Annotated in this window: 12 protein-coding genes; 7 read left to right on the top strand and 5 right to left on the bottom strand. The window is 64.7% G+C overall.

The genetic code is table 11. The annotated features are described in order from the left end of the window. Positions 1–48: 48 nt before the first annotated feature. Positions 49–852 (bottom strand): hypothetical protein, encoded by an 804-nt coding sequence (locus BB28_RS19030; RefSeq protein WP_046254650.1) that lies wholly within the window; start codon positions 850–852, stop codon positions 49–51. Positions 853–859: 7 nt separating this feature from the next. Next, positions 860–2,440 carry a hypothetical protein gene (locus tag BB28_RS19025; protein WP_046254649.1) on the bottom strand — a complete coding sequence of 527 codons (1,581 nt, stop codon included), beginning with the start codon at positions 2,438–2,440 and terminating at the stop codon, positions 860–862. Between the two features lie 105 nt (positions 2,441–2,545). Here BB28_RS19025 and sppA point away from each other — a divergent pair, with 105 nt between their 5' ends. Both sppA and BB28_RS19015 read left to right on the top strand, forming a co-directional pair. Beyond that, positions 2,546–4,297: a signal peptide peptidase SppA gene (gene sppA / locus BB28_RS19020; RefSeq protein ID WP_046254648.1), complete on the top strand. Its 1,752-nt coding sequence runs from the start codon at positions 2,546–2,548 to the stop codon at positions 4,295–4,297. A gap of 83 nt (positions 4,298–4,380) precedes the next feature. Beyond that, positions 4,381–5,520 carry an AI-2E family transporter gene (locus BB28_RS19015; protein WP_046255979.1) on the top strand — a complete coding sequence of 380 codons (1,140 nt, stop codon included), beginning with the start codon at positions 4,381–4,383 and terminating at the stop codon, positions 5,518–5,520. On the opposite strand, the gene BB28_RS19010 is transcribed toward BB28_RS19015, so the two are convergent. Continuing rightward, positions 5,517–6,434: a class I SAM-dependent methyltransferase gene (locus BB28_RS19010; protein WP_046254647.1), complete on the bottom strand. Its 918-nt coding sequence runs from the start codon at positions 6,432–6,434 to the stop codon at positions 5,517–5,519. The genes BB28_RS19015 and BB28_RS19010 overlap by 4 nt on opposite strands. Positions 6,435–6,597: 163 nt before the next feature. On the opposite strand from BB28_RS19010, the gene BB28_RS19005 reads away from it, so the two are divergent. The 5 genes from BB28_RS19005 (at position 6,598) to map (ending at position 11,546) form a co-directional block, all read left to right on the top strand. Further along, entirely contained in the window at positions 6,598–7,464 is an 867-nt protein-coding gene (locus BB28_RS19005; protein ID WP_046255978.1) for a hypothetical protein, read from the top strand. A 5-nt stretch (positions 7,465–7,469) separates the two neighbouring features. After that, positions 7,470–8,726 (top strand): HAD family hydrolase, encoded by a 1,257-nt coding sequence (locus BB28_RS19000; RefSeq protein ID WP_046255977.1) that lies wholly within the window; start codon positions 7,470–7,472, stop codon positions 8,724–8,726. Positions 8,727–8,855: 129 nt separating this feature from the next. Next, positions 8,856–10,184 (top strand): preprotein translocase subunit SecY, encoded by a 1,329-nt coding sequence (gene secY, locus BB28_RS18995; RefSeq protein WP_030096726.1) that lies wholly within the window; start codon positions 8,856–8,858, stop codon positions 10,182–10,184. Continuing rightward, entirely contained in the window at positions 10,181–10,726 is a 546-nt protein-coding gene (locus tag BB28_RS18990) for an adenylate kinase (protein ID WP_030096727.1), read from the top strand. The genes secY and BB28_RS18990 overlap by 4 nt, the downstream gene beginning before the upstream one ends. 25 nt (positions 10,727–10,751) lie before the next feature. Further along, complete coding sequence (map, locus tag BB28_RS18985) at positions 10,752–11,546, top strand: type I methionyl aminopeptidase (RefSeq protein ID WP_046254646.1); 795 nt, start codon at positions 10,752–10,754, stop codon at positions 11,544–11,546. On the opposite strand, the gene BB28_RS18980 is transcribed toward map, so the two are convergent. Together BB28_RS18980 and BB28_RS18975 are read right to left on the bottom strand one after the other, a co-directional pair. After that, positions 11,547–12,425 (bottom strand): DUF4190 domain-containing protein, encoded by an 879-nt coding sequence (locus tag BB28_RS18980; RefSeq protein ID WP_046254645.1) that lies wholly within the window; start codon positions 12,423–12,425, stop codon positions 11,547–11,549. Between the two features lie 45 nt (positions 12,426–12,470). Further along, positions 12,471–13,088 (bottom strand): dTDP-4-dehydrorhamnose 3,5-epimerase family protein, encoded by a 618-nt coding sequence (locus BB28_RS18975; protein ID WP_046254644.1) that lies wholly within the window; start codon positions 13,086–13,088, stop codon positions 12,471–12,473. Position 13,089 lies beyond the last annotated feature (1 nt).

Genomic DNA, 13,089 nt, shown 5'->3' with positions numbered 1-13,089 from the left:
AGCCGTCTAGGTCAGGATCATCTCCGAACCCGCGTTGGTTACGTCCGGTTAGCGCTTCCGGTAGATGTCGGCCACCCAGGCCTGTTTGCAGAATCGCTCCTGCGCGGAGGGCGGGTCCACGCCCGCGTCTGTCAGGGACTGGTTGGTCTTCTCGGCTTGCCCCGGGGGGACGTCGTCGTAGTTGAAGGAACACAGTGTGTTTCCGTTGGTGTACCAGGTGCGGGCGGGATCGGCGGGATCCGGCCAGTCCGCTGCCTGTACGAAGAGCGAGCCGAGTCCCACGACTTTGTCGTCGACGAACCGGTAGAGGGAAACCCTGCCCGATCCGGCCCCGGTACTGGCGTAGAACGCGGTGAAATGTTCATCGGTAGTCCGGAAATCCGGATAGCCGATCACCTGTCCTGCGTGAGCGAACTTCCCCGAATCTTTGTTGGCCCGCCACACATTCAGGACATCGCCATCGGAGCCGACGGTGTCCACCACGATCAGCTCATCGCGGCCGTCGCGATCCAGGTCGGCGAGAAGCGGGGGAGTTCGTTCCGGTTTGTTGACGGGAACCGTAAAGGTCTGCCGCTCAGTTCCGTTGGGTTCGTACACCTTGACGGTAATGGGCGGCGTGCCCAGCACCTCGAATGTCAGCTTCGCCGAATCCCTGGACCGCAGCACGCAGTCCAGCGCCGGGTCTGGGTCGGGTTCGACCGCCTGTGGCTTGATCGACGAGCACAGCGGTAGAGAGTCGAGCCGGCTCGGTGCCGGGCTCGTTGGTGTTCCGGAGCGATGGATGCCGCCATGTGTACACGCGGCGAGGGTTAGCCCTGCGGCGAGAAGTGCGGTGGCGTGCCACTTTGTCATGCGGACCTCATCGTGTGCCCTGCCGGTACAGCGTGGGTACCCACGGCTGCAGGCAGAAATGTTCTGCGGCACTGGCCGGGTCGACACCGGCGGCGCGCAACGCATCCATCCGCGCCCCAAGCGCTCCCGGGGGGTCATCGGACACGTTCATCGCACATTTGACGTTGGCGTTCAGGCGCCATTTCGGATCGTCGAGCGGCTTGTTGTCGACGCGTCTTTCGGTGTCCAGTAGCGCCAATACCGCCAGCTTGCTGTCCACGAACCGGAAGAGCGCGGCAACCCCGGCGTCATTGCCGTTGCGCGAGAAGATTCCGATGAATCGATCGGATGTCATCCAGAATCTCGGGACGCCGAAAATCGTTCCGGTCATGTCGAATTGATCGGAGTTGGGCCGCGACCGCCACACATCCATAAGATCGCCCGCCGGGTCGCCGGTTGCCCTGACCACCAGCAGCTCCTCGCGCTTGTCCTGATCCAGGTCCTGCAGGAACGGCATGCGCTGCTGGAAGATCGAATTGGGGACGCGAATGGATTGCAGCTGTGCACCACTGCCGTTGAACACCCGGATGGTTCCCGTGGGAGTGCCCAACACCTCGAAGATCACCCCGCTGCCGTCCGAGGTGCGAATTGTGCAGTCCAGCGCCGGATCCGGTTGTGGATTTCCGGGTTGGGCCGCGACGGTGTCGCAGGCCGGCAATCCGGCCAATCGTCCAGCGTTCTGATCGGCGGGCGGCGGCGCATGCTTGGCGGTGGCGATGGTGGTAGCCATCAGCTGATCCAGCAGGCCCGCGTCGACCGGATCGGTGCCTTCCACCTCGAACACGACCGAGCGCACCCTGGCGAGCAGGACGCGTTGTCCGCGCACCCCCGACGACTGTTTATCGGCGGAGACGTCATCAAGGTCGGTGCTGGCGCTGGTGTAGACGTAGGTCTGCACTCCGTCGACGATCGGTCCGGGCGCGAAGGTGTCGGTGACGTGCCGATTACGCACCTCCGGCTTGGCGAATGTCGGAAACGCCCTGTCGTACTGGCCGCATTTCTTGATCCAGTCGGTGGTCAGTGCGAATACGTCGGCGTTTTCACGTTCACGATTCACCGTGACGACGATGCGGCCACCGGCTGGATCTGTTTCGTGCAGCGTCGATGCCGCGTAGTAGAGGTTCCAGTCCGAGCCGTCCGGGGTCCTCGAGAAGGATTTACCGAACGGTGTGTAGAGGCATTCGGGCGGCCGGGTTTCACCGTCCGTCTGGCCATGCATGCCCAGCCCGGAGCCGTCATCGGCGGCGATGTCCGGTGCGCGAGTGTCCCCTTGTCCGGGGAAGTCCGCGGCCACGGGCAGTAGACCGGCAAGCTCGGCATTGTTCCGCCCACCCAGATCGGTGTGGTTGGGGTGAAACTTGCCGCGATACTCGGGAAACAAACCCGGATAGCTGCGGGCGGGGGCGGCTGTCGTCGATGACGTCGATTGCGATGGGGTGAGTTCGCGTGACCCGGACGTATCGATACACCCGGATACCGTGGTGACCGCGAGTACCGCAGCGACCTGAGCCAACAGTTTCTTGGCCGTTGTCTTCTGTGCACGTGTCATCGTTGCCCCTCCGCCAGCGAATGGTTCAGACCCTACGCGCCGAGCAGAACGGCAGCACGGATTTGTAGCCGGGAGCGTTGCCGCATTCGTCGGTACGCTCAAGGCATGTTCGCGTTTACCACGCCCACGGACGTCAACGACCTGCTGGCCAAGGTCGACACCGCACGTCACCGGGGAGTACCCCGGGACTGCATCCTGGAACTCGATCTACTCGAGGTGCCGCCGGAAACCGCCAACTTCGATCCACTCGGCCTGGTCTTCTCCGGGGCGAGCAGGCCGCTGTCGCTGCGACACACCATTGCCGCCATCCACCGTGCAATCGACGATCCGCGGGTGGCCGGTCTCATCGCCCGGGTGCAGATTCCGCCCGCCGCCGCCGGAGCCGTCCAAGAGCTCCGGGCCGCCATCGAGGCCTTCAGCGCGGTCAAGCCGAGCGTGGCGTGGTCCGAAACCTACCCGGGCACCCTGGCCTACTACTTGGCGTCGGCCTTCGGGGAGGTGTGGATGCAACCTTCCGGCACCGTGGGACTCATCGGATTCGCGGCCAGCGGAACCTTCCTGCGCGGTGCTCTCGACAAGGCCGGGGTTGAGGCGCAGTTCCTCACGCGCGGTCAGTACAAATCGGCGGCCAACCTGTTCACCGAGGATGGCTACACCGAGGCGCAGCGGGAAGCCGATGGGCGGCTGCTGGAAAGTCTGTCCGAACAGGTTCGCGACGGTGTCGCGGCATCGCGCAAGCTCGACCCGTCCGAGGTGGACGCCTTGGCAGACCGGGCGCCGCTGCGGCGCACCGATGCGGTGACCGCGGGCCTGGTCGACCGCATCGGATATCGCGATGAGGCGTACGCGCGCATCGGTGAATTGACCGGTGTGCACGCCGATAAGGAACCCCCGCTGCTGTATCTGGCGCGCTATGCCCGCGCCACCCGGCCACAGGTGCCGAGCCTGCCCGCCCTGCCCGGGCGCCCGTCGCGCCGGACTATTGGCGTGGTCACCCTGGCGGGACCGATCGTGAGTGGCCGCAGCGGGCCCCGGCTCTTCCCGCCGGGCCCGGCCAGCGGGGGTGATGTGATCGCCGAGGCGCTGCGCGACGCGGTGGCCGACGATTCGGTGGCCGCCATCGTGTTGCGTGTGGATAGCCCCGGCGGCTCGGTCAACGGCTCGGAAACCATTTGGCGAGAAGTGATCCGGGCCCGTGAGGCGGGCAAGCCGGTGGTGGCGTCCATGGGTGCGGTCGCCGGATCCGGCGGTTACTACGTGGCCATGGGTGCCGACGCGATACTCGCCAACCCGGGCACCATCACCGGATCCATCGGAGTGATCACCGGAAAGTTCATCACCCGGGGGCTCAAGGAGAAGCTCGGAGTCGCCTCGGACACCTTGCGCACCAACGCCAACGCTGATGCGTGGTCGAGTAACGAACCGTTCACCGATGAGCAGCGTGATCTCGTCGAGGCCGAGATCGACATGCATTATGACGATTTCGTGCAGCGGGTCGCCGACGGGCGCAACCTCAGTGTCGACGCCGTGAAGGCGGTTGCGCAGGGCAGGATCTGGTCAGGTAGGGATGCGCTGGCGCACGGCCTGGTCGATGAGCTCGGCGGGTTCCGCGACGCGGTGGACAAGGCCAAGAAGCTCGCGGGCATAGCTGCCGACGACGACGTGCGGATCGCGAGCTTCCCGAGTTCACCGCTGACGGCGATGCTGCGGCAGCGGGCGTCCTCGCAGCCCGCGGCCGCCGCCGTCACCGATGCGGTGTTCGGCCGGGTGGCGCAACTGGCCCTGGAGACGGTGCAGCGCGCCCAGCGATCCATTGGCGGCGCCCAGACCATGATGTTGGGCGACTACCGCTTCTAGTCGCACCGCACCAGCATGTTTCGCCGGGACGGGGCTGACACCGGCTAACGTGTCGAGTGCAGCTGCCGGCGGAAGGGCGTGGTGTGAACACCGAACTGACCGTATTTCAGAGACGTGTGCTCGCCGTCCTCACCGCGGTGGGTATTGCGGTGGGTATCTATTTTCTGCGCGGCTATTTCATCCTGATCGTCGTCGCTGCGGTAGCGGCATATTTGTTCACGCCGGTGTACCGACGCCTGGGCCGGCGATTCGGCGCGGGTGCGGCCGCGACCCTCACGCTGCTGTGCGCGCTGGGATCGGTGGTGGTCCCGGTCGGTGCGCTGGTTTACGTTGCGACCGTACAGATCACCCGCATGGTCGACAGTGTCTCCAACTGGGTGGACGACACCGATATGACCGCACTCGGGCAACGGGCGTTCGCGGTGGTCAACGACGTCTTGGCCCGGATCCCATTCGTGCACGTGCAGTTGACCCCGGACAGCCTGCGGCAGTCGATCGCATCTTTGGCGGAGAACGTCGGGCAAGGCGTACTGCAGGTGCTGCAGAGCGCGGTCGGCAGCGTCGCATCGGCGGTCGCGGCGTGCATCATCTTCCTGTACGTGTTCGTCTCACTCCTGGTCAAGCAGGACAAGGTGCTTACCCTGCTGCGGCAGCTCAATCCGCTGGGGGAGGAGATCACCGATCTGTACCTCGACAAGATCGGCGCCATGGTGCGCGGAACGGTCAAGGGTCAGTTTGTGATTGCGATGGCGCAGGGTGTCGCGGGTGCCGCGTCGATCTATGTCGCCGGGTTCCGGCAGGGTTTCTTCTTCTTCGCGATACTGCTGACCGCGTTGTCGATCATCCCGCTCGGGGGCGGCATCGTGACGATTCCGTTCGGTATCGGCATGATTCTCTTCGGCCATCCGGTCGGCGGACTGTTCGTCATCGCCTGGCACCTGTTGGTGGTCTCGAACATCGACAATGTGCTGCGCCCGTTCCTGGTACCGCGCGGAGCACGTCTGGATCCCGCCCTGATGCTCCTGGCGGTCTTCTCGGGTATCGCGGCCTTCGGCTTCTGGGGAATCGTGCTGGGCCCGGTCCTGATGATCGTCATCGTGACCACGATCGATGTGTATCTGGCTGTCTATAAAGGGGTTCCGTTCGAGAACTCCGATACCGACGAGCCCGCGGAGCCGAGGCGGACCTGGTGGAAATGGCTGCGTTCGCGCGTGGCGAGCTAGCCCAGGGTCGCGTCGACGTACACGATGTTCGGGAATATGGTGCGCAGTAAGGGGTTCGGCGGCTCCAGGTTGAGCCGTGCGTACAGTGCCTCGTTCTCCTCGGTGACCACTGACCATCCGTGCTCGGCCAGCCAGTCCGCCGCCATTTGACGCTCTTCGGCGTAGACGAGCGACTCCATATCCAAATCCAGTGTGTCTCCCGCGAATTGACGAGTCAGCTCGCGTGCCTTGGAAAAGTCGGCGGTCTCCAGGCCAGGCACCTGCTCACACACGAGGCGGCTGCCCGGCGCGCTGAGCTCGGTGATCGACGCGAACAACCGATCCTGCGCCTCCGGCGGCAGATAGATCAGCAGTCCCTCGGCAGACCACACCGTCGGCTGCCCGGGGTCAAAGCCCGCCGCCTTCAAGGCCGACGGCCAATCGTCACGCAGGTCGATCGCCACAGTCCGGCGCTCGGCGCTGGGCGAGGCTCCCAGTGCTGCCAGGTTGTCGGTCTTGAACGCGATCACATCCGGCTGATCGAGCTCGTACACCGTGGTGCCCGCCGGCCAATTCAGGCGGTAGGCCCGGGTGTCGAGTCCGGACGCCAGGATGACGGCCTGGCGCACTCCCGCCGCTGTGGCGGACTCGAAGGCGGTGTCGTAGTACCAGGTGCGACTTGCCATTCCGTTGGCCATGCCGTCCACGGTGATGCCCAGCTGCACCAGACCGGCCATCTGCTCGGGGTCGAAATCACCCGAGGCCAGCTTGGCGAAATACTCGATGCCGACGGCGCGCACCAGCGGCTCCGCGTAGGGATCGTTGATCAGCGCATCGGGTACGCGACTGGCCAGCGCACGCTGCGCTGCGACCATCGTCGCCGTCGCCCCGACACTTGAGGCCAAGTCCCAGCTGTCGTCATCGGTCCGCGTCATCGAGGCTCCTTAGAGGTTGTCGGGGTGCCCCGACCATAGTGCGCCGCAGTCCGGGATTGCGCACCCCTGGGTCCGTGGCCTGCGCAAATTCGGTTGCATGCGACCCGGGGCGAGGTGTTTGCTGTTCCGGCACAGTGGCTGGCCGAGACATCAGGAGGTGAATGTGGCCGATACAGCGGTGCGGCCACACGCGGCCGCGACACCGGACAGCGTGACGAAGCTGCACCGGCACTCCGTGATGCTCGACGGAAAGTCCTACACGATTATCACGCTGCGCGCCGACGTCGATGTGCGCTTCTCCACCAACCGGTTTCATGAAACTTGGCACGTGTTATCCGATGAGCCCGGCGCCAAGATGCTGGCACGGCTGCTGTGGGGTCTGGCCTATCAGCGGCAACCCGGCACGCTGGTGCTCATCGACCGCGCGCATCTCGATCCGAATCCGTTCGATGCTGAGCCCGCGGACCCGATTGTGCTGCTGCCGTCGCATCTGACCGTGCTCACCCGGCAGGCGGCCAGGGCATTGCGTCGGCGGCCGCCGACCACGCCCGACGGAACCGTGCGCTGGCGCACCCATGGACTCGACAGCCGGGCCGCCGAATTCCGGGCGTGGCGGCAGATGCCCGCCGGGCAACGGGAGTACCCCTACACGCCGGCACCCACCGGGTGGGAGAGCGCCGAACGAATCGGCGGAGTACTGGTGTTGGCGGGCGGGCCGCAGACATTGCGACAGTGGGCCACCTACGCCGAACTGATGCGCATTACGGAGCCGTGGCACACGGACTATGAGTATCTGGCCGACCGGGACGGCGAGATACAGATCTTCCTGAACTATCGCCGCGAGGTCGCCATCGCGAAACAGGCGCGAGCCGACGTTCTGTCGGCGCCGTATCCGGCCGACATCGAGCAACTGCGAGAACGCATTTGGCAGCGGGCCGCGCAGATTCGGTCTCACCACGCGGGAAATACCGGTGAACGTTCGGTGACCAGCCCCGAATCACGGACGCGCGGTGGTAATTTCGGCCGGTGAATGCCATGAGGTGGATTGCTGCCGTCGTATTGTCTATTGCGGCATGCAATGTGGGCACTCCCGCCGCGTCCGCGGCACCGGGATGTCGCCAGCTGGACCCCACCTTGCCCTGGTACGGCGAGGTCAGGGAACGGCTACAGGCCGCGATCGACGCCAACAGCACCTGCACCGGGACCTGGAAACGTCCCACCAAGGCGGTCGCGCTTTTCGACTGGGACAACACCGAAGTCAAGAACGACATCTCCGACGCGACCCTCGCCTGGATGCTGCGGCACGACAAGATCCGCCAACCCGAGGACTGGCACTCCACCAGCCGCCACATCACCGAGGTCGCGACCACCGCACTGCGTGAGGCATGTGGCACCACAACCCCCACCGGCCGGCCGCTGCCCACCTCGACCAACGCGGCATGCGCCGACGAGATCCTGGCGATCCGCGAAGGCAAGACCCATGACGAACAGGAAGCCTTCACCGGATACAACCAGCGCTGGAGCAATGGTGCCTACGTGTGGACAGTCGCACTGACCGCCGGCTACACCGCCGACGAGGTCGCCCAATTCGCGCAGGCGGCCAAGCGCGAGAACCTGGATGCGCCGATCGGAGCCACTCAGACCATCGGCACCACCACCGTGCCGGGGTATGTGCGGGTCTATCCGCAGATCAAGGACCTCATTGCCACCCTGCAGGCCCACGGCGTCAGCACCTGGGTGATCTCGGCGTCCTCGGAGGTGGTCGCCAAGGTGTGGTCACCGGAAATCGGGATTCCGACAAACCAGGTGATCGGAGTGCGCAGCGTCTATGACGCCAGCGGAAGGCAGACACCGCACGTCAAGGGCTGTGGCGGACAACCCGATGGTGCCGACACGGTGATCACTTACGTCGATGGCAAACGCTGCTGGGCCAACCAGGTGGTCTTCGGTGTGCAGGGACCCGCCGCCTTCGAGCCCTACGACGTCGACAAACGGCAGATTCTTGCCGCCGGGGACTCGACCACCGACGTCACCTTCGTCGACGACGCCACCGCCGCTCACCTCGTCATCAACCGGAACAAGACCGAACTCATGTGCCGGGCCTATGACAACGCCGACGGCAAATGGTTGATCAATCCGATGTTTATCGACCCCTATCCGCAGCGTATGGAGCCGTACCTGTGCGCGACAGACGGCCGGACCAACCCGGATGGCAGTACGGGGCCGCTGCTGCGTACCGATGGCACCGTCATCCCCGACCAGAAGGACACCGTCTTCTCCACCGGTATGTAGCGAACTGTTAGTCTCGTATCCGGCCCGGGCGTGCCCTGACGGCCGCCGAAACGGTTACCCAACGCTGGGATCACCAGCTGATTCATCTAGCAGATCACATGGCGAGCTGCAGGATGCGCAGGAGGATGTGTGCTTTCCGCTTTTGTCTCTGCTCTCAGGACAGCTGACCTGAGGCGGAAGATCCTCTTCACGATCGGGATCGTGATCATTTACCGGCTGGGTGCGACCCTGCCGTCTCCCGGCGTGAACTACGCCAACGTCAAGTACTGCGTCGAACAGGTCAGCAGTGGCGACTCGGCGCAGATCTACTCGCTGATCAACCTTTTCTCGGGTGGCGCGCTGCTGCAGCTGTCGGTTTTCGCGGTCGGCGTCATGCCGTACATCACCGCCAGCATCATCGTTCAGCTGCTCACCGTGGTCATTCCCCGGTTCGAGCAGCTGCGCAAGGAAGGCCAGTCCGGCCAGGCCAAGATGACGCAGTACACCCGCTACCTGTCGGTCGCGCTGGCGCTGCTGCAGTCCACCTCGATCGTCGCGCTGGGTGCCAGCGGAAACCTGCTGCAGGGCTGTGACCGCAAGGACGAGATCGTTTCGGACCAGTCGATCTTCTCGCTGAGCGTGATGGTTCTGGTCATGACCGCCGGATCCACCTTGGTGATGTGGCTCGGTGAGATGGTCACCGAACGCGGAGTCGGCAACGGTATGTCGCTGCTGATCTTCGCCGGCATCGCTGCCCGGATTCCCGCCGAGGGCAAGACCATCCTCGACAGCCGCGGCGGTGTCACCTTCGCCGCCGTATGCGTGGCGGCGCTCCTCATCGTGGTCGGTGTCGTGTTCGTCGAACAGGGCCAGCGCCGCATTCCCGTCCAGTACGCCAAGCGCATGGTCGGTCGGCGTATGTACGGCGGTACCTCCACCTACTTGCCGCTGAAGGTCAACCAGGCCGGCGTTATCCCGGTCATCTTCGCCTCCTCACTGTTGTACATCCCGGGCCTGATCACTCAGCTCGTGCGCAGCGGCGGGAAGGACAAGACCGGCTGGTGGGATCGATTCGTCAGCACCTACCTGACCGATCCCAGCAACTACTGGTACATCGCGATTTACTTCACGCTGATCGTGTTCTTCACGTTCTTCTACGTGTCGATCACCTTCAACCCCGACGAGCGTGCCGACGAGATGAACAAGTTCGGTGGCTTCATCCCCGGTATCCGCCCCGGCCGTGCGACCGCTGACTACCTGCGCTATGTGCTCAACCGCATCACGTGGCCGGGCTCGATCTACCTGGGTGTCATTGCGATCTTGCCGAACCTATTCCTGCAGATCGGGAACTCCGGTGGTATGCAGAACCTGCCATTTGGTGGAACTGCGGTACTGATCATGATCGGCGTCGGCCTCGATACCGTGAAGCAGATCGAAAGCCAGTTGATGCAGCGTAACTACGAAGGGTTCCTGAAGTGAGAGTGGTGTTACTCGGCCCGCCCGGGGCAGGCAAAGGCACGCAGGCGCAACTGATTTCGGAGAAGTTCGGCATTCCGCAGATCTCCACCGGCGACCTGTTCCGGTCGAATATCAGCGAAGGCACCGAGCTGGGAATCCAGGCCAAGCAGTACCTGGACGCCGGCGACCTGGTGCCCAGCGAGGTCACCAACAAGATGGTCGAAGCGCGCCTCGACGAGGCCGACGCCGCCGACGGCTTCATCCTCGACGGGTTCCCGCGCACCGTGGACCAGGCTGATGCACTGGCCGCGATGGAAGAGGCCCGCGGGGTCAAGATCGACGCCGTGCTGGAGTTCCGGGTGCCGGTGGAAGAGCTGGTGCAGCGGCTGCTGGGCCGCGGCCGCGCCGACGACACCGAGGACATCATCCGCAACCGGCTCAACGTGTACCGCGCCGAGACCGCACCACTGCTGGAGTACTACCAGAGCGTGCTGCAGACCATCGATGCCGTGGGCACCGTGGACGAAGTGTTCGCGCGGACATCGCAGGCTCTGGGCCGGTAGCAGGCGAGTCAGTAGTGGGACGTTAGTGGGTCTCTTCGGCCGCAAGAAGACGGTGGAGCAGCGCACCGCCGGAGAACTCGATGCCATGGCCGCCGCGGGCGCCATCGTGGGCGCCGCATTGGTCGCCGTGCGTGATGCCGCGAAGCCGGGCGTTTCGACGCTGGAGCTGGACCGGGTCGCCGAATCGGTGATCCGGGATGCCGGCGCGGTGCCGTCGTTCCTGGGGTATCACGGATTCCCGGCTTCGATCTGCTCCTCGGTCAATGATCAAGTGGTCCACGGAATACCCTCGGCGACAGCGGTCTTGGCGGACGGTGACCTGGTCTCCATCGACTGTGGCGCGATCCTGGACGGATGGCACGGGGATTCTGCGTGGACCTTTGCGGTGGGCACGGTCATCCCCGTCGACGAGGCGCTGTCGGAAGCCACCCGCCTGTCCATGGAGGCCGGTATCGCGGCGATGATTCCGGGAAATCGGCTCACCGACGTGTCCCACGCTATCGAGCTGGGCACCCGGGCGGCCGAGAAGCAGTTTGACCGGGCATTCGGAATCGTGGATGGCTACGGCGGCCACGGTATCGGTCGCTCGATGCATCTTGACCCGTTCCTGCCCAATGAGGGAGCCCCCGGCAAGGGGCCACTCCTCGCCGTGGGGTCGGTGCTCGCCATTGAACCGATGCTCACGCTGGGCACCACTCAGACCCGGGTGCTGGCCGACGATTGGACCGTCGTCACCACCGACGGATCGCGGGCCGCGCACTGGGAGCACACGGTGGCCGTCACCGAGGACGGCCCCCGCATCCTGACGCCGCGCCCGTAGCTACTTGCCCTTGATGGACGCCGTGCGCTCCGTGGTGAAGACGGCCACGCAGGCGATCGAGTGGTCACCCTGCGCCCACGAACGTTTGGTGGGGTACAGGTAGGTGATCTCGACCCCGTCGTCCTCGAATGCGCTGGGGGAGTAGCTTTCCAGCGCGGTGCTGCAGCCCTCGTTACCCTTCTCGTCCAGCACGGACTGTGGGGGCACGGAGGTCCCGGACAGCGGCAGCAGTGCGTACACCTCTGCCTTGTGCGGCTGCGCACACGGAATCGCCTTGGTTGTCGTGTAGAAGTCTTTGTCGCCCAGATCGGCCACGCAGTCACCTACGCGCAATTGGGTGACGTCCATATCGCCGGACTGGGTGACGTGTCCGGAATCGTCACGCTTGGGCTTGTCGTTGATGCCCGCCGCGATGACGACAATCGACGCGATCACCCACAGAGAGCCGAGCGCGATGCCCGCGATGGCCAACCCGCGGCCGTTCTGGCCGGTTCGTTTGATCTGGTTCAGGCCCAGGATGCCGAAGATGATGCCCAGGATTCCGCCGAGGCAGGGGATGATGCCGAAGATCAGTGCCGTGATGGCAAATCCATTGGTGCTCCGTGCACTTTCCACGGGGGGATAGGCGCCCGCCGCGGGATAGCCATAGGGTGCCGACGGGTATCCCGGCGGTGGCGGTGGGTACCCACCAGCCGGGTTCGCCTGGGGATAGGGCGGATAAGGCTCGACACCCGCGGGCCCGGCCGGGGGAACGGGTGGATATCCACCCATTGGTGGTGGTCCGACCGGCGGGTACCCGGGGCCTGTCGGAGTCGGATACGGCGGAAACTCCGGTGGTCCGGGATCCGAGGGCGGCGGACCCGAAGGCGGTTGCGTCATGTACGGACTTTAGCAAACACGCGGTGGCGTGGGAAGATTCGCTGATCAGTCGGAGAGATCTGCCAGGAAGGCCTGCACCTCGGATGCGATAGGTAGCAGACCTGACTCCTGAGCATCGATTAATGATGGTGCAGCACTGTCCTTTTCGGAGACAACTAGAGAAAGCTCGGTGCCATCGGGTCGGCTGGTAGGCCACTGGATCGCGATCGTGGGATCCAGCGGATTGATGCCATGTTCGCGGCCCGGGGCATACCCGGCGGAGCACAGGTAAACGACCGTGGAGGCATCCTCAAGCGCGAGGAACCCGTGGCCGACACCCTCCGGCACGTAGACCGCGCGGCGGTCTCGGGGGTCCAGCAGCACAGCGTCCCACGCGCCGAATGTCGGTGAACCAACACGGATATCGACCACCACGTCATATACGGAACCGGTCAGACAGGTGACGTATTTGGCTTGCCCGGGTGGCACGTCGGCGAAGTGGATCCCGCGCAGCGAACCGGCCGCCGATACCGAGCAGTTGGCCTGCTGTAGATCGAACGGGTGGCCGATGGCCTCGGCAAGTGCTGCGCCCTTGAATAATTCGAGGAACACTCCACGGCTGTCATGATGCTGCACCGGAGTGATCTCGAAGGCACCGGGCACCGATAACTCGCGAATCTGCACT

This window comes from Mycobacteroides chelonae CCUG 47445 (assembly GCF_001632805.1).
In the GTDB taxonomy this organism is placed as follows: domain Bacteria; phylum Actinomycetota; class Actinomycetes; order Mycobacteriales; family Mycobacteriaceae; genus Mycobacterium; species Mycobacterium chelonae.
This window is presented reverse-complemented; position numbering and strand designations above follow the sequence as displayed.